Origin of the sequence: Dyadobacter flavalbus, from assembly GCF_006149045.1 — a bacterium.
Lineage (GTDB): Bacteria > Bacteroidota > Bacteroidia > Cytophagales > Spirosomataceae > Dyadobacter > Dyadobacter flavalbus.
Genome location: NZ_VBSN01000076.1, coordinates 12,119 through 33,817, shown reverse-complemented (window position 1 = coordinate 33,817; position 21,699 = coordinate 12,119). Strand labels below are relative to the sequence as shown.

The 21,699-nt window shown below is 44.3% G+C and carries 21 protein-coding genes; 19 read left to right on the top strand and 2 right to left on the bottom strand.

Going from position 1 to position 21,699, the window contains the following annotated elements; all coding sequences use genetic code 11:
* Positions 1 to 2 precede the first annotated feature (2 nt).
* The gene (locus tag FEM33_RS25420) at positions 3 to 1,769 is read right to left on the bottom strand and encodes an ABC transporter ATP-binding protein (protein WP_139014786.1); all 1,767 of its coding nucleotides are present in this window, start codon (positions 1,767 to 1,769) and stop codon (positions 3 to 5) included.
* A 142-nt stretch (positions 1,770 to 1,911) separates the two neighbouring features.
* On the opposite strand from FEM33_RS25420, the gene FEM33_RS25415 reads away from it, so the two are divergent.
* The 18 genes from FEM33_RS25415 (at position 1,912) to FEM33_RS25330 (ending at position 19,959) form a co-directional block, all read left to right on the top strand.
* Positions 1,912 to 2,466 (top strand): DUF4126 domain-containing protein, encoded by a 555-nt coding sequence (locus tag FEM33_RS25415; protein WP_229214418.1) that lies wholly within the window; start codon positions 1,912 to 1,914, stop codon positions 2,464 to 2,466.
* 15 nt (positions 2,467 to 2,481) lie between these two features.
* Positions 2,482 to 3,396 carry a helix-turn-helix domain-containing protein gene (locus FEM33_RS25410; RefSeq protein WP_229214417.1) on the top strand — a complete coding sequence of 305 codons (915 nt, stop codon included), beginning with the start codon at positions 2,482 to 2,484 and terminating at the stop codon, positions 3,394 to 3,396.
* Between the two features lie 92 nt (positions 3,397 to 3,488).
* Positions 3,489 to 4,871: a glycoside hydrolase family 88 protein gene (locus FEM33_RS25405; protein WP_139014783.1), complete on the top strand. Its 1,383-nt coding sequence runs from the start codon at positions 3,489 to 3,491 to the stop codon at positions 4,869 to 4,871.
* A 39-nt stretch (positions 4,872 to 4,910) separates the two neighbouring features.
* On the top strand, positions 4,911 to 5,735 hold the full coding sequence (locus FEM33_RS25400) for a sugar phosphate isomerase/epimerase family protein (RefSeq protein WP_139014782.1): 825 nt from the start codon (positions 4,911 to 4,913) through the stop codon (positions 5,733 to 5,735).
* A 213-nt stretch (positions 5,736 to 5,948) separates the two neighbouring features.
* Entirely contained in the window at positions 5,949 to 7,094 is a 1,146-nt protein-coding gene (locus FEM33_RS25395) for a Gfo/Idh/MocA family protein (RefSeq protein WP_139014781.1), read from the top strand.
* On the top strand, positions 7,091 to 7,861 hold the full coding sequence (locus FEM33_RS25390; protein WP_139014780.1) for a 3-ketoacyl-ACP reductase: 771 nt from the start codon (positions 7,091 to 7,093) through the stop codon (positions 7,859 to 7,861). The genes FEM33_RS25395 and FEM33_RS25390 overlap by 4 nt, the downstream gene beginning before the upstream one ends.
* 206 nt (positions 7,862 to 8,067) lie before the next feature.
* Positions 8,068 to 9,309 carry an MFS transporter gene (locus FEM33_RS25385; protein ID WP_139014779.1) on the top strand — a complete coding sequence of 414 codons (1,242 nt, stop codon included), beginning with the start codon at positions 8,068 to 8,070 and terminating at the stop codon, positions 9,307 to 9,309.
* Positions 9,310 to 9,574: 265 nt separating this feature from the next.
* On the top strand, positions 9,575 to 9,958 hold the full coding sequence (locus FEM33_RS25380; protein ID WP_139014778.1) for a hypothetical protein: 384 nt from the start codon (positions 9,575 to 9,577) through the stop codon (positions 9,956 to 9,958).
* A 149-nt stretch (positions 9,959 to 10,107) separates the two neighbouring features.
* On the top strand, positions 10,108 to 10,242 hold the full coding sequence (locus FEM33_RS26895; RefSeq protein WP_262712010.1) for a hypothetical protein: 135 nt from the start codon (positions 10,108 to 10,110) through the stop codon (positions 10,240 to 10,242).
* A gap of 570 nt (positions 10,243 to 10,812) precedes the next feature.
* Positions 10,813 to 11,925, top strand: a complete 1,113-nt coding sequence (locus FEM33_RS25370) for a Gfo/Idh/MocA family protein (RefSeq protein WP_139014777.1) — start codon at positions 10,813 to 10,815, stop codon at positions 11,923 to 11,925.
* 10 nt (positions 11,926 to 11,935) lie between these two features.
* On the top strand, positions 11,936 to 12,952 hold the full coding sequence (locus FEM33_RS25365) for a glycosyl hydrolase family 18 protein (RefSeq protein ID WP_139014776.1): 1,017 nt from the start codon (positions 11,936 to 11,938) through the stop codon (positions 12,950 to 12,952).
* Positions 12,949 to 13,308, top strand: a complete 360-nt coding sequence (locus tag FEM33_RS25360) for a protein-tyrosine-phosphatase (protein WP_229214416.1) — start codon at positions 12,949 to 12,951, stop codon at positions 13,306 to 13,308. The genes FEM33_RS25365 and FEM33_RS25360 overlap by 4 nt, the downstream gene beginning before the upstream one ends.
* A 267-nt stretch (positions 13,309 to 13,575) precedes the next feature.
* Positions 13,576 to 14,415 carry an SMP-30/gluconolactonase/LRE family protein gene (locus FEM33_RS25355; RefSeq protein WP_229214415.1) on the top strand — a complete coding sequence of 280 codons (840 nt, stop codon included), beginning with the start codon at positions 13,576 to 13,578 and terminating at the stop codon, positions 14,413 to 14,415.
* Positions 14,416 to 14,975: 560 nt separating this feature from the next.
* Positions 14,976 to 15,605: a hypothetical protein gene (locus FEM33_RS25350; protein WP_139014774.1), complete on the top strand. Its 630-nt coding sequence runs from the start codon at positions 14,976 to 14,978 to the stop codon at positions 15,603 to 15,605.
* A gap of 105 nt (positions 15,606 to 15,710) precedes the next feature.
* Positions 15,711 to 17,795 carry a M3 family metallopeptidase gene (locus FEM33_RS25345; protein WP_229214414.1) on the top strand — a complete coding sequence of 695 codons (2,085 nt, stop codon included), beginning with the start codon at positions 15,711 to 15,713 and terminating at the stop codon, positions 17,793 to 17,795.
* 435 nt (positions 17,796 to 18,230) lie between these two features.
* Positions 18,231 to 18,638 carry a hypothetical protein gene (locus tag FEM33_RS25340; protein WP_139014772.1) on the top strand — a complete coding sequence of 136 codons (408 nt, stop codon included), beginning with the start codon at positions 18,231 to 18,233 and terminating at the stop codon, positions 18,636 to 18,638.
* Between the two features lie 154 nt (positions 18,639 to 18,792).
* Entirely contained in the window at positions 18,793 to 19,485 is a 693-nt protein-coding gene (locus tag FEM33_RS25335) for a DUF421 domain-containing protein (protein ID WP_139014771.1), read from the top strand.
* A 72-nt stretch (positions 19,486 to 19,557) separates the two neighbouring features.
* Positions 19,558 to 19,959, top strand: coding sequence for a DUF1398 family protein (locus FEM33_RS25330; protein ID WP_139014770.1), 402 nt, complete (start codon positions 19,558 to 19,560; stop codon positions 19,957 to 19,959).
* Here FEM33_RS25330 and FEM33_RS25325 read toward each other — a convergent pair.
* Positions 19,943 to 20,965 (bottom strand): threonine aldolase family protein, encoded by a 1,023-nt coding sequence (locus FEM33_RS25325; RefSeq protein WP_139014769.1) that lies wholly within the window; start codon positions 20,963 to 20,965, stop codon positions 19,943 to 19,945. The genes FEM33_RS25330 and FEM33_RS25325 overlap by 17 nt on opposite strands.
* Positions 20,966 to 21,400: 435 nt before the next feature.
* Here FEM33_RS25325 and FEM33_RS25315 point away from each other — a divergent pair, with 435 nt between their 5' ends.
* Positions 21,401 to 21,619: a KTSC domain-containing protein gene (locus FEM33_RS25315; RefSeq protein WP_139014767.1), complete on the top strand. Its 219-nt coding sequence runs from the start codon at positions 21,401 to 21,403 to the stop codon at positions 21,617 to 21,619.
* Positions 21,620 to 21,699: the final 80 nt, after the last annotated feature.

Here is a 21,699-nt window from a genome sequence, read left to right as displayed (position 1 = left end):
AACTAGATTTTAAGAACTTCCTTATACTGCATACGGTACAAATTGGCGTAGAAGCCTTCTTTTTCAAGCAACTGAATATGATTGCCTTCTTCGACAATTTGTCCTTTGTCCACCACAATGATTTTATCCGCTTCCTGAATCGTGGAAAGCCGGTGCGCAATGACAATGGCCGTGCGCCCCTGCATTAACGTTTCGATTGCTTTCTGGATCAGTTCTTCCGTTTCACTGTCTACTGAAGAAGTTGCTTCGTCCAGAACAATGATTTTCGGCTCATGCACCATGGCACGCACAAAGGAGATAAGCTGACGCTGCCCGACAGAAAGCGTGGAACCTCTTTCCATGACATTATAAGCATAACCGCCCGGCAGCCTTTCAATAAAGTCATGAACACCGACGAGCTTGGCTGCTTCCACAATTTTTTCATGCGTTATGGAAAAATCTCCCAGCCGGATATTGTTTTCAATCGTATCGGAGAACAGAAAAACATCCTGAAGAACGACACCGATGTTCTTACGCAATGCATTCAGTTCAAAATCGTGGATTTCGATACCGTCAACATAAATGCTTCCTTTATTGATATCGTAAAAACGTGACAGCAGATTGATAATGGATGATTTTCCGGCACCGGTCGCGCCTACAAACGCGATGGTCTCGCCTTCTTTAACCGTAAAATTGATGTCTTTCAGTACATATTCTTCTTCATTGTAAGCAAACCAGACGTTCCTGAACTCCACATTTCCTTTGATCGTTTCCGGCGCAATGGTTCCTTCATTGGAAGTATACTCGTCGCTGTCAAGCAGTTTCAGGATTCTGTCGGTACTTACGATTCCCATCTGCAAGGTATTGAAACGGTCTGCAAGCTGCCGGATCGGACGAAAAAACAGGTTGATAAACATGACAAATGCGGTAACCGTACCAAAAGTCACTTCTGCATCAAGGATTTGCCTGGAACCATACCATACAACAAGGCCTGTTCCCGCTGCTGCAATAACATCGGCAACCGGATAGTAAATGGAATAATACAGAATAGACCGGATGTTCGCATCGCGGTGAACTTTATTGATTTCCTGAAATTTCCTGTACTCGATATCTTCACTGCTGAAAATCTGGACGATTCCCATTCCCGTCAGATGCTCCTGAACAAACGAGTTGAGGTTGGAAACAGCCGCACGCACTTCATTGAAAGAATCTTTGATGTTTTCCTTGAAAATATACGTGCAGTACAGCATGACCGGAATCATGGACAAACTGATCAGCGACAGCTTCCAGTCGGTATAAAACATGACGGCAATGATGAGCGTAAGCTGCAAGATATCGCCTGCAATGGCCGCCATTCCGTCACTGAAAACATTGGAAAGTGTTTCCACATCGGAAATGGTACGTGTAACAAGGCGCCCGATCGGCGTATTGTCAAAGAATTTGAGCCTCAGCCCGATGATTTTCTGATAAAGCTGCACACGGATATCACGGATAATATACTGCCCGAGCCAGCCCGACATGTACGTATTCCAGAACTGCGCAAGGCCCTGAATAATGGTAACGACAATCATCACAACCAACATTACAGTCAGCTGCGAATAATCACCGTTGGCAATCGGCGTATCAATGGTGTATTTGATCAAAAGCGGCGTAAGCGGCGCCAGCAGCGCATTCAGTAAAATAATCCCGATCAGCAGATAAAACTGTTTCTGATAGGGACGAACGAATGTATAAAGACGTCTTAATGTGGGAAGATCAAATATCTGGCCGCTTTTGGTTTCCTGCTTCACCTTGTATTTTTTGGATTATGGCTTTTTTAGATCAACAATGTAAATGTAAAAAATGTCACCCGCAGATTAAAAAAACCTTTCCCGGGAATGCATTTTGCACAAATTACTTACCTTACATGCTTTACACTTCGCACGGATGAATATGGATTTACTGCTTAGCCTTTGCGTAGGACTGGGCCTGAGCGCCAGCTGCGGTTTCAGGGTGTTTCTGCCCATGCTTGCAGCCAACGTTGCGGCTATGAGCGGTTGGATTTCGCCGGGCGAGCAGTTTGCCTGGCTGAGCACCTGGCCGGCTTTCTTTGCATTGCTTTCCGCTACAATCGCTGAAATCAGCGGCTATTACATTCCGTTTGTTGACAATCTGCTCGATACCATTGCCACGCCCGCAGCAGTAATCGCCGGAACTTTGCTTACAACTTCGGTTATCGAAATCAACAATCCTGTGCTGCACTGGGGACTGGGCCTGATGCTGGGCGGCGGCACGGCCGGCATTGTGCAGGCGGGTACGGGTTTGCTCCGGCTGCTTTCTTCCAAAACGACTGCCGGTTTCGGCAACCCGGTTGTTTCCACGGCAGAAAACGTTGCTTCGTTCAGCTTGTCCGGTCTGGCGATTTTTCTGCCTTTCATTGCAATCGTACTGGTAGTTTTGCTGGTGATCTGGCTTTTAAAAAGGTTAATGAGTCTGAAAAAGCTATAACTGATCCTGTTTGCAATGTGCGACGCCATTCCTGTTCATTCCCTTCCCAAAACAACAGATCAGGTTCTGGCGCTGAAAATATACAGGTTTAAAAACAGCAGCACCGCACAGAAAGAATCGCCGGTATCGCTGCCGATTACCCCGCTGCCCACGAATACGCCGCATCGCCATACGTATTACGAAATCCTTTTCATTGAAGAAGGACAAGGTTTTCACGAAATTGATTTCCGTTCCTACCCTATCCAGAGTGCCGGATTGCATTTTCTTACGCCGGGGCAAGTTCATTTACTTACATTTTCCACTTCATTTCAGGGTTATATCGTAGCGTTCTCCGAGGATTTTTATACTTTTTACAATCCGGTAAATCCTTCGCTTTCGTCGCTTCCGTTTTTCCAGCCTGCACGCCGGCAACCCGTTATAACTATTTCAGAGCCTGAAAAAAGGTATTTTCATAATATTCTGGAAAATATGGTTTGCGATTATTTGCATGCCGGTGCGGACCAGACCATGATTGGCAAATACCTTGGCATTTTACTTCAGAAATGCAGTTCTCTGGTCAGGGAAAAAGACAATTTGCCCGAATCTCCGGCGCATACCGTTCCGGAACTGGCCGGCAGATTTCAGGAAATGGTTGAGAAAAATTTCAGGCAGATGCATGAAGTACAGCAATATGCACAGGCACTTTCGGTTTCTCCAGATTATCTGGGCAAAATCGTCCGGAAACACCTCGGCATTTCTTCACAGGAATATATTCTGGATAAATTACTGCTTGAAGCCAAGCGGCTGCTTGTTTTTACAAGCCTGAGCAGCAAGGAAATCGGTTATCATATTAATCTCGAAGATCCATCGTATTTCAGCAGAATATTTAAAAAGAAAACCGGCCTGACTCCGAATGAATACCGGGACCATGTTCGGAAAAGTACCATTTAATAGCAAAAATGTACCTTGCTGCGGCATTTAGACCAGAATATATTTGCGTTATACTTATAAAAAATGACTAAATAGTACCATAATTATAAATCATGCAAATCCGCAACGATCTTACCGCCGCAGCAATCCAGCCGAAAATCGATAAGCTCTGGCAGCTTTCAGCCGAGAAAATCAATCTTATTTCCAGAGAATACGACAACTCCAAAGGTACGCCGGTATTTACCGTAAACGGCAAATACACACTGCGCGGCTGGACCGAATGGACGCAGGGATTTCAGTACGGCGCGGAAGTATTGCAGTTTGATGCAACGAACGAAACCGCTTTTCTGGAAAGTGCGCGGAAAAATACGGTTGGCAACATGGCATCGCATGTCAGTCATTTCGGCGTGCATGATCATGGTTTCAATAATGTAAGCACTTACGGAAATCTGCTCAGACTAATGAACGAAGGGCGTATTCCGGAAAACGAATGGGAACGCAACTTTTATGAAATCGCACTGAAAGTATCCGGTTCAGTTCAGGCAAAACGCTGGACGGCAACAAAGGACGGACAAGGTTTTATCCATTCATTCAACGGTCCGCATTCTTTATTCGTTGACACAATCCGCTCCGTGCGCGCATTGATGGTTTCGCATTTGCTGGGCCATAGCCTGATGGGTGAAAACGATGTAAAAACCAGTTTGCTCGAACGCGGAACACTGCATTCCATTGCTACCGCAAAGTATTCGGTTTATTATGGCGCAAGCCGCGACAGTTATGATTTGTGGGGACGAACGGCGCATGAAAGTGTATTCAACACGAATGACGGAAATTACCGCTGCCCGAATTCGCAGCAGGGATTTTCAGGGTTTACAACGTGGACGCGCGGACTTGCCTGGGCCATGGCCGGGTTTGCAGAACAGCTTGAAACGCTGCCGCTCTTTTCGGACGAAGAACTGGCTCCCTTGGGCGGACGAGCTGAAATTGAAAGCATTTACCTGAAAGCAGCCCAAGCAACCTGCGATTTTTTTATAGAAAATACCGCTTCGGACGGCATTCCTTACTGGGACACGGGCGCGCCGCAACTGTACAGATTAGGCGATTACACCAGTCGCAGTTCCGATCCTTATAACGAGTTTGAGCCCGTTGACAGCTCGGCGGCGGCCATCGGTGCGCAGGGATTGCTTCGTCTGGGAAAATACCTGAATGACAAAAACCGGTCCGAAGAAGGAAACCGTTACTGGCAGGCAGGATTGACCGCACTAAACACACTTTTTGACGAGCCATACCTTTCCACGGACCCGAATCATCAGGGATTGATCCTGCATTCCATTTATCACCGGCCAAATGGTTGGGACAACATTCCGGCCGGACAAAAAATCCCGAACGGAGAATCCAGCATGTGGGGCGATTACCACGCACGCGAAGTCGCCTTGTACCTGCACCGGATTAACAAAGGGCTGCCTTATTACGCCTATACAGCAAGTGTGAAGTAATCCGGGAGGATTCATTATTTACCTGATAACAAATCCACTTTGGAAAATATAACACTCGATCGCTGCTGCATTCATACGATTACAACCAAGCCGTGGAGCTTGCCCGAAGCAGTTGAAAATTATGCCGTTGCCGGTGTAAAAGGAATCAGCGTCTGGCAGAATGCTACGGAAGGAATCGGGCCTCATCGTGCAGGTGAAATAATCCGCGAGGCGGGTCTTGAAATTGTTTCTTACGTCCGGGGCGGCTTTTTTACGCATACCGGCAGCGCCGGAAGAGCACAGGCGATTGAACACAACAAGAAGCTGCTGGAAGAAGCCGCTGCACTGGGCGCTCCCATGCTCGTACTGGTTTGCGGCGCATCGCCCGGACAGTCCTTGGAAATATCCAGACAACAGATAAAAGAAGGAATTACGGCGGTTCTGCCATTGGCTGAAAAGCTGAAAGTAAAGCTTGCTATCGAGCCTTTGCATCCGATGTACGCCGCCGACCGTTCTGCAATCAATACGCTGGCGCAGGCGAATGACCTGGCGGAATCTTTTAATTCTCCGTTTGTAGGTGTTGCTGTGGATGTATATCATTTATGGTGGGACGGGAATCTGGAAAGTGAAATTGCACGATGCGGCGCAAACGGAAACCTTTTTGCTTTTCACGTCTGCGACTGGAAAGTAAATACGATCGATATGCTCAACGACCGCGGATTAATGGGTGAAGGCTGCATTGATCTGAAGCAAATCCGCAGCTGGGTGGAAAACACCGGCTTTAAGGGTTTCTGCGAAGTAGAGATTTTTTCAAATATACACTGGGCAAAAGATCAGCATTTGTTTCTGAAAGAAGTTACGGAGGCATTTGTCTCGAAAGTATAGCTAATGGCTTAAAGCTGTTAGCTATTAGCCGTTAGCTTTTAGTAACTCCTGGCAGTTAGTTCAGAAGCAAGAATTTGAAAATTAATACATAAACGTCATTTACTAAAACAGCAATTAACAAAAAAACAATAGCTAACAGCCAAAAGCTATAAGCTAAAAAAGCTAACAGCTAAAAGCTAACAGCTATCAACCAACAGCCAAAAACTAAAAAACATGACAACACATACCATTGGCATCATCATGAACGGCGTAACCGGCCGGATGGGAACCAACCAGCATTTGCTAAGATCCATAAAGGCCATTATCGAGCAAGGCGGCGTGAAAATTTCTTCGGAGGAAACCATTATGCCCGATCCGATTCTGGTTGGACGAAATGAAAGCAAACTGCAGGCACTCTGCAAACAGGCCGGCATTCAGAAATACACGACGGATCTTGATTCAGTGCTGGCTGATCCGCAGTATCAGGTCTATTTTGATGCGCAGGTTACCGGAAGACGAGCCGAGTCTGTAAAAAAGGCGATTCTTGCCGGGAAACATATTTACTGTGAGAAACCGACGGGAACTTCTGTGCAGGAAGCACTTGAATTGTATGAACTGGCAACAAAGGCCGGACTGAAAAACGGCGTGGTGCAGGATAAACTCTGGCTTCCGGGATTGCTGAAACTGAAACGTTTGATGGAGAATGGCTTTTTCGGAAAAATCCTGTCAGTACGCGGGGAATTTGGCTATTGGGTTTTTGAAGGGCACAGCATTCCGGCACAGCGCCCGTCCTGGAACTATCGCAAGGAAGATGACGGCGGCATTATTGTGGACATGCTTTGTCACTGGCGCTATGTGCTGGATAATCTTTTCGGCAATGTAAAAGCCGTTTCCTGCCTCGGGGCCACGCATATTCCCGAACGGATTGACGAAAACGGAAACCCGTACAAATGCACTGCCGATGATGCCTGTTATGCGACTTTTGAGCTGGAAAACGATGTCATTGCACATTTTAATTCTTCATGGACCGTGCGCGTCCGCCGCGATGATTTGCTGACTTTACAGGTTGACGGAACAAAAGGCTCTGCGGTTGCCGGACTTCGCGACTGTTATATCCAGCATTACGGAAATACGCCGAAGCCCGTCTGGAACCCGGATATTCCGCAGCCGATTCCGTTTTTTGAAGGCTGGGCAAAAGTGCCTGAACAGGAAGTTTATGACAATGCTTTTAAAGCACAATGGGAATTGTTTTTAAAACACATCGTAAAAGACACGCCTTTTCCGTGGGATCTGAAAGCAGGCGCAAGAGGCGTTCAGCTGGCTGAAAAAGGAATTGAAAGCTGGGAGAAACGGCAATGGGTCAACATCGAGGAATTATGAAAAAAACAGCCCTGATTACCGGAGGAAGCCGCGGAATCGGTTTCGGCATTGCCAAAGCACTGGCAAGTGAAGGTTTTAACCTTGCGATTAATGGTGTACGGGATGAAGAAAACGCTGCGGCCGCGCTGGACGAACTTCGTCAGCTTGGCGCGGAGGTACTGTATTGTCAGGGAAATGTCGCGAGTTCAATCGACAGAGAACTGGTTATAGAAAAAGCATATTCCGTTTTCGGGCAGATCAATGTACTTGTCAACAATGCCGGCATTGCGCCCCGCGAACGGCTGGACATTCTGGAAACTTCCATTGAGAATTACTATGAAGTGATGAAAACAAATCTGGAAGGGCCGTTTTTCCTGACGCAGGCCATTGCAAAAAGAATGGCGCACATCAAACAGAACAATCATGCTTTTGAAGCTGCGATCATTTTTGTAACCTCCATTTCGGCAACCGTAGCGTCGGTAAACCGCGGTGAATACTGCATTTCAAAAGCCGGACTTGCCATGACGAATTTGCTTTTCGCAGTCAGAATGGCCGAGTTCAACATTCCGGTTTATGAAGTAAGGCCGGGCATCATTGCCACCGATATGACTTCCAAGGTTCAGGAAAAATATGATAACCTGTTTCAGAACGGCATTGCACTGCAATCGCGCTGGGGCACGCCGGAGGATGTCGGGAAAGCCGTTGCATCGCTCACAAGAGGCGATTTCCCCTACTCTACCGGACAGGTTATCGGCGTAGATGGCGGAATGCTGATTGACAGGTTGTGATGGCTTTTAGCGTTTGGCTGTTTGTTGTTAAATGTGAGATGTGAAATGTAGTTTTTTGAATTATAGCTTTCAGCTATTTCACCTGTTATCAAGAAATTAAATATAAATATTAAAATATAAGATTTACTCCATTGTAACTCCCAAAAATAGTTAATCAAATCCCCAAAAGCCAAAAGCCAATCGCTAACAGCTAACAGCCAACAACCATGCTACAAACAACCGAATCACGCCCTTCTTTGCTTTCGCAACTTTTACAAGTGCCGGTTATTGTGGCGGCATTGGGTTATCTGGTCGATATGTATGACCTGTTTCTGTTCAGTGTTGTGCGTGTTCCCAGTTTGAAGGCATTGAATGTTCCGGCCGAAAGATTGCTTACGGAAGGAATCAGTCTGCTCAATTATCAAATGGCAGGAATGCTGATCGGCGGCGTTCTCTGGGGAATCATTGCAGATAAAAAAGGACGGTTATCGGTACTTTTCGGCTCCATTATCATGTATTCACTGGCCAATATCGGCAACGGCTTGGTGACATCGCTGGATCAGTATGCAATACTTCGTTTTATTGCGGGCGTGGGACTTGCAGGCGAGCTTGGAGCGGGCATTACGCTGGTTACAGAAGTACTTCCGAAAGAAATCCGCGGTTACGGCACTACACTTGTTGCAACGCTGGGCGTACTGGGTGCCATACTTGCCTATTTTGTGGCCGATCTTTTTGCATGGCGGATTTCCTATTTCGTAGGCGGCGGAATGGGCTTGCTGCTTTTGGTGCTGAGGTTCAATGTCTTCGAATCCGGCATGTTCCGACAAATAAAAGAACAGACTGCCGACCGGGGAAATATCCTGATGATCCTGACAAACGGAAAACGCTTTGGAAAATACCTGATGGCCATACTCGTCGGCTTACCGATCTGGTTTGTAGTCGGAATTCTCATTACATTTTCACCGGAGTTCGGCGCAGCAAAGGGAATTGAAGGCGTTAATGCAGGAAAAGCCGTTATGCTGGCATTCTCCGGACAGGTTTTGGGAGACATCGGAAGCGGGCTGCTCAGCCAGTATCTGAAAAGCAGAAAACGGGTGATCGGCTTGTTCATTATACTTTCACTGGCCATGGTGATCGGTTATCTGATGATTCCTATGCAGGATCTGTTTTCCTTTTATCTGATGTGTACTTTGCTTGGATTCTGCAATGGTTACTGGACCTTGTTCATCACCATTGCGGCTGAACTTTTCGGGACAAACCTGCGTGCAACCGTTGCCACCACTGTCCCGAACTTTGTAAGAGGCGCCACGATCCCGCTGGCTGCATTGTTTGTAAATTTCAAACCCGATCTGGGCGTAATCCAAAGCGGATTATTGATCGGCGCCACAACGAGCCTTGTTGCACTGACTGCACTTTACTTTCTGGAAGAGACTTTTACAAAAGACATGAATTTTATCGAAAAGGAGTAATATCCGATTTCATAAAGCAAAAAAACGGCTTCGGAGTAAAAGCCGTTTTTTTGTTTTAAAGGCCTTTTCTCACAAAATTTCAGGGCTTTTTACAAGAAAACAATCAAACAACTCCATACCGTTTAATTGCTTATTTCAGATAATTGCCACTCAGCATTTCCATTTCTCCGCTCATGTACTTTGTATAACATAGTACCAAGCATAACATATACATTTGTCATGTTCTTTTAGTTACAACAACAGCAAATCATAAATAAATACAGCCATGAAAAATTCAGTAAAAACCTTCGCATTCGCATTAGCTCTTTTAGCATCTGCCACTTTCACTGCCAGCGCAGAAGACAAGGAAACCAAAAAAGCATCGACGTTCGGAACAGGCATTTACCCAACAAAAACCGGCAGAATCAACGTTTTGGTAGATAAAGTCAATAATGACGCCAATACAGTTCTTTTGATCAAAAATGAAAACGGCGATATTATTTACCGTGAAACAATCAATAAAAACGAACAGAAATTCGGACGTTCATTAAATCTGGATGAAATGGAAGCCGGAAAGTACCGTCTGGAAGTAATCAGCGGAAATGAGGTCCAGTCCAAAACATTCCAGTTATCTGCACAAAAAACAGAAAGAATGCTGACGGTGAAGTAATCGGTTTCTCCATCAAATTTAAAAGCAGGCTTCCGCTGATCCGGAAGCCTGCTTTTTGCATTACGCTGTGACTTTAATGCAGCTTTTGAGTCTAATGTACAAAGCTGCATTTCCAAAAGTTCTGTTTTTAGAAGCAACAATATCGTGAAATGAAAGAAACAGATATTTTATCCATAATCCGGAAAGGTGAAATAACTTCTGAACTCGATCTGGAAAGAGCAGCTTTGGCGGAAAGTTCTTTACGATTGCTTAGCAAGGAACAGCCAGAACTTGAATCGCTATGAAAAGAACTCAGGACTTTAATCATCTCATACGAATCTGCTCATGGGTTGGATGAAAGTCTGGTTACAGAAACACAGGTTGCGGAAAGCAATGCTGCAGAAATCCAGGCTGCGGCAAAATTTAAATTTTTCAGACGGAGAAAAGCGTTGATCCTGGAAAAGCTGAAAAGACTTGGCCTCTGATCTTGCTATTGCTTCCGGTTTCAAGAATTTTGAAGGTGCCATTCAGTACAATACGGCCATTGAAAATGAAATAAATACAATTTTTACCCGAAATATCAAGGATTGTAAAAAAAGCAACGATTCTTGTTGCAACACCCGAAACTTACCCGATCTGAGATTTTCAAAGTTTAACCATTTTCTAAAGATAGTTTGATATAAGGAGATAATACTTCACAACCTCTTTTCAATAATCCAAGAATCAATCGCTTTAATCTGCAAGCAGAAACACGGAATTGAAAACAAAAATGGCTATCATTACGAAAACATGCACCGGCTCAAATGCAAACCGGGTATTGATCCGGAAAAAGGGCGCAAAAATCTTTATCAATAAATAATTCAGATCTTACTCACATGGATTCTCGTCGGGACTTTCTTCAAAAACTTTCACTTGGAATTGGTGCAACGGCCATTTCCGGATTGCCTGCTTATGCCAGCGCATCATGTGCCAGCCCCAAGGCTGACAAACAATTACGGGTAGCCATTATGGGACTCGGAAGTTACGGAACGCGCGTTGCAGAGGCCATGAAGGATTGTAAAATGGCAACGCTGGTCGGGGCTATTTCGGGAACGCCTTCCAAGCTGGAAACCTGGAAACAGAAATACAACATTCCGGAGAAAAATACTTATAACTACGAGAATGTAAGTAAAATAAAGGACAATCCGGACATAGATCTTGTTTATGTAATTACACCCAACTCGCTGCATCACAAACATGTGCTGCAAATTGCCGCGGCAGGAAAACATGTACTTTGCGAAAAACCGGTTGCCGACAATGCAAAGCAAACACGCGAAATGATTGCAGCCTGCGAAAAAGCGGGTGTAAAATTCTATATCGGTTACCGCATGCATTTTGAACCGCATACCCGCGAGCTGATCCGGATGCGCGAAGCCGGCGAATTTGGTAAAATTATGCACGTTAACAATTACATGGGTTTCAAATCCGGCGATCCGAATCAGTGGAGGCTGAAAAAAGCACTGGCTGGCGGCGGTGCGATGATGGATGTGGGAATTTATGCACTGAACGGCGCAAGGTACGCAACGGGCGAAGAACCGATTTGGGTCACTGCGCAGGAAAGCAAAACCGATCCCGTGAAATTCAAGGAAGTGGACGAAACCATTATGTTTCAGCTTGGCTTTCCGAGCGGCGTAATCGCCAGTTGCGGGACGACTTACAATTTTAATAATTACGAAAGACTATATGTAGTTGGTGAAAAAGGTTTTGCGGAACTAAGCCCGGCTTTCAGTTACGGCCCGATCAAAGGTCATACGCATCTTGGCCCGATGAACCAGCCCGTCGTAACGCACCAAACCTTGCAAATGGACGGTATTGCAGACATTATCCTCAACAACAAGCCCGACCCGAACGTGAGCGGAGCGGAAGGCTTAAAAGATATGATTGTTGTAGACGCAGTTTACGAATCAATCCGGAAAAATGGCGCAAAAATCATGTTAACAGGCAAATAACAGCACTTTAATGCACACAAAAATCACCATGGCGATCTCGAATTTGTTGAAACAATGCATTTTCGCCGCCCTGGTGATTTTTGCGTTAGGTACCGGTTGCAGCAGGAAAAATGTTTCTGTTTCCAGTAAGGAAACTTCCCGAAATCAATTTAAGATAATTGGCTATTTGCCTAACCGGCCTGATCTTCTTGCCGCCGCCGCTCAGGTCGATTTTGCAAAAATTACGCATTTGTACATTGCATTTGTAAACCCGGATTCACTGGGAAATCTGATGGGAACGGCAAACCTGAAAGCAATGGCAGAGCTGGCGCATTCCAGAAATGTGAAGATCATGGCTTCCATTGGCGGAGGCGGCGCACCCCATTATTATCCTTCTTTTCTGACCGGGGAAAAGAAAGCAAAACTGATTAATGATCTTGTAAATCTGGCCGTTAACAATAACCTTGACGGTATTGATGTAGATCTGGAAGGCGCATTGATTGATGCCAATTATGAAAATTTTGTAGTGGATCTGGCAGCGTCATTGAAGCAGAAAAACAAACAGATCACGGCGGCTATTGCCACGGTTTACAAAGATCAGTTTACGGACAAGGCATTGGCGCAGTTTGATTTTGTCAACATCATGTCTTACGATCGTACCGGCCCGTGGCGGCCTGAAAAACCCGGTCCGCATTCGCCTTACGAAATGGCCGAAGAAGACCTTGACTACTGGCTTAGCACGCGCAAAATTCCAAAGGAAAAACTGACGTTAGGCGTTCCTTTTTACGGTTATGGCTTTGGCGGCACCGCTCCTGAAAGCATATCTTTCAAAAATATCCTGCAACAATATCCCGATTCAGTCATGCAGGATGAAATGAAAATAAACGGCGGCGCTGTGTACTATAACGGAATACCGACCATCCGAAAAAAGACAGAACTGGCTTTACAAAAAGTCAGCGGCGTAATGATCTGGCAATTATTGCAGGACAGCACAGAAAAAAAGTCGCTGCTTGGCGAGATTGATGAAGTGGTGAAAAGGAAGAAGTGAGTCTTGAATTAAACATGATCAAACCTAATATTCTCGTTATTTGCGGGAGAAATAAAAGGCGTAGCAGAACAGCAGAACATCTATTTAAAAATGATGACCGATTTAATATCAGGTCTGCTGGATTAAGTCCACAAAGTAATCGGAAGATTTCCGAAAATGATTTGAACTGGGCGGACTTGGTTCTTGTAATGGAAGGCAATCAGAAAATGAAGATTAAAAAAATTTACCATTATTTGCAATTGCCTGAAATTGAAGTATTAAATATACCAGATGACTATGAATTTATGGAAGACGAGCTTGTTGCTACGTTGATGCTTGAAATAAATGTTGTACTCGCAGCAAAGTACAATCTGTAAGCTTTAAAACCCGCCTGTTAACATTTCAACCTTGTTTGAAACAGGAAAGATAAAGTCGTACGTGTACTTTGTAAACCTTTCCAGAAGTTATTGAAACATGAATTCCATTATAATACCAAGTATGGAGGTTCATTGCGGCACTTTATTAATAAATCAAATATGAATTTTGCCCGGCATTGTTTTAATATGAAAAGATCTGCAGTTGTTTATTCAATCATCATAAGTGTGACAGCGATGCTCGTGCCGCTTTCACTTTCTGCTCAAATTATGGATTCTAAATCAATTGTTGCGCCCGGGGCCCAGGTTGAAAAACTCGGTGACGGTTACAAATTCACGGAAGGTCCTGTTGCCGATAAAGATGGAAACGTGTTTTTCACGGATCAGCCTAATAATAAAATCATTCGCTGGGATGCGGAAACGGGTAAATTCAGTACTTTTTCTGAAAGCTCCGGCCGTGCAAACGGTATGTATTTTGATAATAAAGGAAATCTTGTGGCTTGTTCGGATGAAGAAAATCAGGTTTGGTCATTTGACAAAAATGGCAAGCCGACCGTTTTGGTAACCGACTACGAAGGAAAACTTTTGAATGGGCCCAATGATATCTGGATTGACCCGAAAGGCGGCATTTACCTGACTGACCCGCTGTACAAACGGGATTACTGGAAACGGAGCCCTGAAATGCAACAGGACGGCGAGCACGTTTATTACCTGAGCCCAGGAAGTAAGAAACTGGTTCGGGTAGATGAAAAGCTTAAAAAACCAAACGGAATCATTGGAACTGCAGATGGCAAAAAGCTTTATGTCGCCGATATTGGCGACAACAAAACCTACGTATACGACATTGCTCAGGATGGATCGCTGACAAACAGAACTTTGTTTGTCTCGAAAGGTTCGGACGGAATGATCCTTGATGAAGAAGGCAATCTCTATATAACCGGTGACGGCGTTACTGTTTTCGATAAAAAAGGTGAACAAATTGCTCATTTTCCTGTGCATAAAGGCTGGACGGCCAACTTATGTTTTGGCGGAAAAAATCGTGACTTGCTTTTTATTACGGCTGAAACGGCGGTTTATGGCTTGAAAATGAATGTTAAAGGAATTAGGTGAGCCCCGGCAGGGGCTTTCTGGTATAGCATAAGGTTGATTAGATATGAAAATGTAAGTCCCGAGGAGTTGCGTTATTCATAAATCAGGTGGCTCCGCAGGAGCCATTTTATTACATGTTGCATTATTATTCTACAAACAGAAGGCTCCTCCGGAGCCGCATTGTGCAAACAAATGAGCCCCGGCAGGGGCTTTCTGTTTATAGCATAAACGTGATCAGGTATAAAAATGTAACTCCGCAGGAGTTGCCTTGACTGGCAGGAAAGAAGGCTCGGCAGGAGCCATTTTATTACATGTTGCATTATTATTCTACAAACAGTAGGCTCTTCCAGAGCCTTGCTGCCGTTCACTCAAAAACTTTAACTCCCTACAACTTCCATGGCTAATTTTGATTCTTCAATAAAAAAATCAAGCAAAACGCCATGAACATTCATTTTAAAAGCAGCCTTTTCATTACTAAGTTATTTTTATTTGTTTCGTTAATTTCTCTTTCATTTTCATCCTGCCGGACTGCTGAAGTTGCGGTAAACAGTGACCTTCAAAGCCATACTGAGATCTTTAATGTGAAAGGCAGACAAGGTTTCCAAATCGGTCAGACTTTGTCATTCGGGGAATATAAAACAAGTAAGGTAAAGCGGGGCTGGACATTCAGTTATGCAATTCCTTTTATTGTCAAGTTTCAGGGAGCCAAGGAAAAGCTGAGCTTTCAGCAATTTGGAACAAATAACAAAGCAGCCGATGTAGCTTTGGTAAGCCGGTTTAAGGAAACGGAATTTGAGCCGATAAAAGATTATTTCTCTGTTGCGCTCAAATACAAAAATTATTTCGCAGGAAGCATTAAGCTGAATTCCGATGAAAATTCCTGGGATTTCATCGTACACAATGTGGATGGCACAAGCCGCAGCATCAAAAACAATCAAACAATCGGATTTGTAAGAAACCGTCAAACGCAGATTGATATCATCGGTATTCGTGAACTGGAAGGATCTTCGGCATTGATTACGCAGGGTGATGTTTACGGATACGAATTTCAAATGGACGGCAAAGTAATCGGAGCAGTTTCTGTCATAAATAATGGAAAGGTATGGATCAGGGAAAATCTGGACGGTGATCTTAAACTCGTACTGGCTAGCATTTCCTCAGGATTGATGCTTCGGAACAGCGTGGAAGAAAGTACTTTGAGCATGAACTGAAAATCCGCTATTGTGCCTTAACATGCAATTGATAAATTGCAGGCTGAAAAGAAAATTTTCTGATATATGAAACGATCAATTCAGGCTATAATCTTGACTGCCGGCATGACATTATCAATTAACAAAGCCGTTGAGGCGCAACAAAGTACCAATCCCTTTTTATCCGAATACCATACGCCGTTTCAGGTTCCGCCTTTCGACAAGGTGAAACCTGAACATTTTATGCCTGCATTTGAACAGGGCATGAAAGAGCAGCAGATGAAAATTTCATCCATTTGTACGCAGGCATCCGCACCAAACTTTGAAAATACCATTACTGCGCTTGAAGAGAGCGGCGACTTGCTTAAAAATGTGAGCACCGTCTTCTTTAACCTTTCCTCAGCCCATACAAATCCTGAAATTGAAAAGATTTCAAAGGAAATCGCACCCCGGTTATCTCAGCACAGCGATGACATTTACCTGAATGCAAAACTGTTTGAAAGGGTAAAAACAGTCAATGAAAAGCAGGGAGGTGAAAACCTTTCTTCTGAACAAAAGCGGCTGCTCGAAAAAATGTACAAGGCATTTATCAGAAGCGGAGCCAATCTGAATGCTGCGCAGCAAGCCCGGATGCGGGAGATCAACAAAGAGCTTTCGGTACTTACCGTGCGTTTTGGGCAGAACCTTTTGGCCGAAACAAATAACTTTGAACTGATTGTCGATAATGAATCTCAGTTGTCGGGATTGCCTGCTTCGCTCAAATCCACTGCGGCACAGTCGGCGAAAGAGGCCGGGCAGGAAGGAAAATGGAAATTTACCTTGCACAATCCGAGCGTGATGCCTTTTTTGCAATATGCGGACGACAGACAGCTCAGAGAAAGAATGTACACGGCATACATCAACCGCTGCAATTACAACGACCAGTACGACAACAAGGAAATTATAGCGCAGATTACAACCTTGCGTGCTGAAAAGGCGGATTTACTCGGGTACAAGTCGCATGCTGATTATGTACTGGAAGAAAGCATGGCTAAAACGCCTGCACAGGCATATGAACTGCTGAACGGGCTGTGGAAAGCCGCTCTTCCGGTTGCTAAAATGGAGGCGCTGGAAATGCAAAAGGTAATGGATAAAAATGGAAAAGGTGAACAGCTGGAAGCCTGGGACTGGTTTTACTATGCCGATAAAGTAAGAAAAGAGAAATACAATTATAACGCAGAAGAACTGAAACCATACTTCAAACTGGAAAATGTAAGAGACGGCATTTTTACGGTTACTGAAAAACTATATGGATTGACTTTCAGCGAAATCAAAAATATTCCAAGATACCATGAAGATGTAGTCGCCTATGAAGTAAAGGAAGCGGACGGCGCACATGTGGGAATCTTTTACATGGATTTTTTCACACGCAAATCCAAGCGCGGGGGTGCATGGATGACTTCGTACCGGAAGCAGGCGGTCAAAAATGGAAAGCGTATTTCACCCGTTGTATCCATTGTCTGCAATTATGCAAAGCCAGCTGCCGGCGAACCTGCTTTACTGACGCCCGATGAAGTTGAAACGTACTTTCATGAATTCGGACATGCATTGCACGGCTTGCTGTCGAACGTGAAATTTGAAACATTGTCCGGAACTTCCGTTCCGCGCGACTTTGTAGAATTGCCGTCACAGATTATGGAACACTGGGCTTTTGAACCCGAGGTTCTTAAATTTTATGCAAAACATTACCAGACCGGCGAAGTAATTCCGAACGAGCTGATTGAAAAAATGAAAAAGGCTTCCAAATTCAATCAGGGATTTGCGACGGTGGAATACCTGGCGGCGTCCTTGCTGGATATGCGTTATCATACGATCCGATCTGGTACAAAAGTGCAGGCGACTTCATTTGAAAAGGAACAAATGAATGAACTTGGATTAATAAAACAGATTGCACCGCGCTATCGCAGCACCTATTTTCAGCATGTATTTTCGGGTGGCTATTCAGCCGGATATTACAGTTATATCTGGTCGGAAGTGCTGGACAGCGATGCTTTTGCAGCTTTCAAGGAAACCGGAAACCTGTTTGATCCTGCAACTGCCAAATCTTTCCGAAAAAATATTCTTGAAAAAGGCGGGACCGAGGAGCCGATGAATTTATACAAATCTTTCAGAGGCCGGGAACCGGATGTGAAATACCTGCTCGAAAACCGCGGACTCGACAAAGCACTTTGATCGGGACATGATTTAAGCCGTTTTCCAGCAAGCTTGTTCTATTGTTTTTGTTTCTACATAAATGCCAATATGAGGTCAAAGCACCTCATATTGGCATTTATGCTGTCTGCTAAGTACTGAACAGAAGCCGCAATAAAGTTCAAAGCTGCAAAGGACCGGCAGCAACTTAAATAGATTGATTACAGCATTTTGCATCACTTTCAACACCGGCCTGCATATCATTTTTAAATGAATAAAATGAATATTCCTGCATATGGAATGCTGCGTATGTCCGGCATAGTTTTTTCTTGTAACCCGATTATTGAATCAATCAGCACGGTTTATTTCATTACTGCATAAGCTGGAATCTGGTTTTTCTGTACTTATAAAACTGAATTGACAAACGTCAGCAAGGCTGATCATATAAAAATATCAATAACCTAAATTATTTTCATTATGGATTTGCAACACACCGATAAGGATAACGAAAAAAAACCGCATCCATCGAATAAAAATATGAGTGAGCCGGATACACTGGTGGAAACACTTGAAAGTTTACAGGAACAAGGTTACACATACGATTTTAACCTGACGGCTCATTCGCTTGAATTCCATAAAGAAGACGGCGTCAAACTTGCCCTTTCTCCGGAAGATTTTGACATCGTACAGGTTTTCAGGTTCGAAGGCATGACAAACCCTTCCGACATGTCCATACTTTATGCCATTGAATCCAAAGATGGCCTGAAAGGTACGCTCGTCAGCAGCTATGGTGTTTATGCCGATGCAATGTCTGCCGAAATGATTAAAAAACTGGATACAAGAAGCTCGCTGATCGTTCATCCGACTGACGACGAAAACGCGTAATAAACAATACTACACTTCATCAATAAATTACTTAGAATCAAGATGTTATTTGGCCAGAATCTGGTTTGAATAACATCTTTTCTTTTGAGCCCTGCAATTAAAAACGCCTGAAATTCCATTTTTGTAGCCTGTATTATGCCAAATTTTCTCCGACATGAATAAAATTCTGGAATGGGATCGTGTGCTGTTTAATGAAATGCCCGTTACTTTTCTGCTGGAAGTAATACTGCGGTCTACCGTGATGTTTACATTCCTGCTTATCGCATTGCGCATAACCGGAAAAAGAGGCGTAAAACAGTTGTCCATTTTTGAAATTGTAATCATCATTTCCCTCGGCTCTGCGGCAGGCGACCCCATGTTTTACGAAGATGTAGGCATCATCCCTGCACTTGTCGTATTTTCCACGGTCATTATACTTTACAGATCGGTAACATGGCTGACCGGAAAAAATACATGGTTTGAAAAACTGATTGAAGGCAAAACCGTCTGTCTCATCAATAATGGCAGATTTTCCATAACCGAATTTGCAAAAGAGAGCCTTGCGCAGGACGAATTTTTTTCTGAATTGCGCGTCAAAAGCATTGAGCATCTCGGACAAGTGCGCAATGCCTACCTTGAACCTTCCGGCGAGGTCAGCGTTTTCTTTTTCAAGGATGAAGATGTAAAATACGGCCTGCCCTTGCTGCCGGAACTGTACAACAAAAAAAGTAAAGCCATTATGAAAGACGGCTATCATGCATGTTCATTTTGCGGCCATACGGAAGAGCATCAGGCAGGAACTGCAGTGTGCCCGGTTTGTAAAAGAGATGAATGGGTTGCAGCCATAAACAATTTACGGCTCGCCTGATTTTTTAATATCAAAATTTCTTGAAATAAAGCCCTAATTGGGTATTTTACGCTAAAATATCAAAGCATTGCTATGGAACTGATTGAATTGACAGAAGATCTTATTAAGTCTGTGGAGCAGCGTTCGCAGGGACAATCTTATCCTTATTTTGTAAAAAGCCTTAAATCCTTTGGTGTTGACAATTATGAAGTAAAGGTCAAGAACAATAAAAGAACTTACACCGCCATGAACGGGGAAAAGCTGATCGTTCCCGGCAATTTTCCTGAATTTGAATGTGCCGAAGCGTTTGTACTGGAAGATGTAAAGGCAGCGATCAGGCGCAATCAGGAAGGCGTAACGGATTATCCGACTTTTCTGAGAGAAATCGGAAATGCCGGAATCCATACTTATGTTGCAGACCTGACCGGAATGAAAGTAATTTATCAGGGGCCCAATTCTGAGTACGAATACGAGGAAATTATTCCAGAAGTTTGACCCTTTTGTGCATTTCTTCCAGATGATCGTCGTTGAAATCAAGATGCGTGACAAACCGGACCAGACTTTTGCCGAACGCGACCGCCAGAATACCTGCGTCTGCCAGTTTTCTTACATATGCAGCTTCTGAAATCGCTTCGTCCAGTTCTATAATGACGATATTGGTATCAACAGGAAGAATACTTCTGACTTCCGGTCTGGCACGGAACATCTCCCCGATCTTGCGTGCCCTGCCATGATCTTCTTTAAGCCGATCAACATGATTGTCAAGTGCGTAAATTCCTGCGGCAGCCAGAAAACCGGCCTGCCGCCAGCCGCCGCCCATCACTTTCCGGAAACGGCGCGCTTTGCTGATTACTTCCCGGGTTCCGAGCAGCAGTGAACCGACCGGGCAGCCTAGTCCTTTGGAAAGACAAATGCTGATGCTGTCGAAAACCTGCCCGTACTGTTCCGCCGACTCGCCGGTTTCCACCAAAGCATTAAAAAGCCGGGCACCATCCAGATGCAGCGGAATGTTGTTTTGCGAACAAACTTCCTGAATTACTTTTATTTCCTGAAAATCATAATAGCAGCCTCCGCCCTTGTTCATGGTGTTTTCTAGCGATACAAGCCGCGTTACCGTCGAATGAATATCATTTGCAGGACTTATGGCCCCGGCAACCTGAGCAGCAGAAATGCGGCCTCTGTCACCATCCAGCAGCTTCACGGATGATAATGCATTCAGCATGATGCCGCCGCCTTCGTAAAGATAAATGTGAGAATATTTGTCACAGATCACATCGCTTCCGGGCTGCGTGTGCACACGAATCGCAAGCTGGTTGGTCATGGTTCCGGAAGGACAGAACAAGGCATCTTCCATTCCAAAAAGCCTGGCTGCTTTTTCCTGCAGTGCATTCACCGTGGGATCGTCGCCAAGCACATCGTCGCCCACTTCTGCGGCCCACATGGCCTGCTGCATTTCCGGTGTGGGTCTTGTAATTGTATCGCTTCGTAAGTCTATTTTCATTTTCAAAGATGCCCTTTGAATCCGGGCCTGATACTTTTTTAAAAACTTCTGTAACGCAAATAACGGAATGTTCATTTTAAAGAACCTGCATATTTTGGTAAAAACGAAGACAGAAATGAAATTTCAAACCTGTATGCCTGAAAGTTTAAACTGATATATTGCGTTAAAAAAGGAAGAATGGAATTTGAAGAATTTTTAAAACAGAAAAAAATAGACGCTTCTGCCTTCAGAAACGCAGATGAAACACGCTTTTCGGAATGGAAAAGGTTATTTGCGGACATGCATCCTGAAAGTTTTACAGCGCATAAAAAATTCCTCATCAATGAAATCCGGAGAAGGTATCATCTAAAGGAGGATGTTGCGTGAATGAATTTAGTGAGATGTAATAGGTGAGATGTGGTAGGTAAGATGTGAAATGTTTTTTTAGAAGTAGTGATGATGGATATGGTTTCTGTTGATTCTTCCAGTCTGGCGGCTATTGGTTACGATTATCCGAAGCGGACTTTGCGGGTCGAATTTTTGTCGGGCAGCGTTTATGATTACAGGGAAGTGGACCCCGAAGTATTTCAGCTTTTCCTGAAAGCGCCGTCCAAAGGTTCTTTTTTTGACCGGAACATCAAGGATTGCGGTTATCCTTTTATCCGGCTTGCATAACGCTTTCTTTCAGCATAGTTTGCTATCTGCATTTGTAATTTCCAAAAGCTATAAGCTAACAGCCAACAGCTAAATAAACC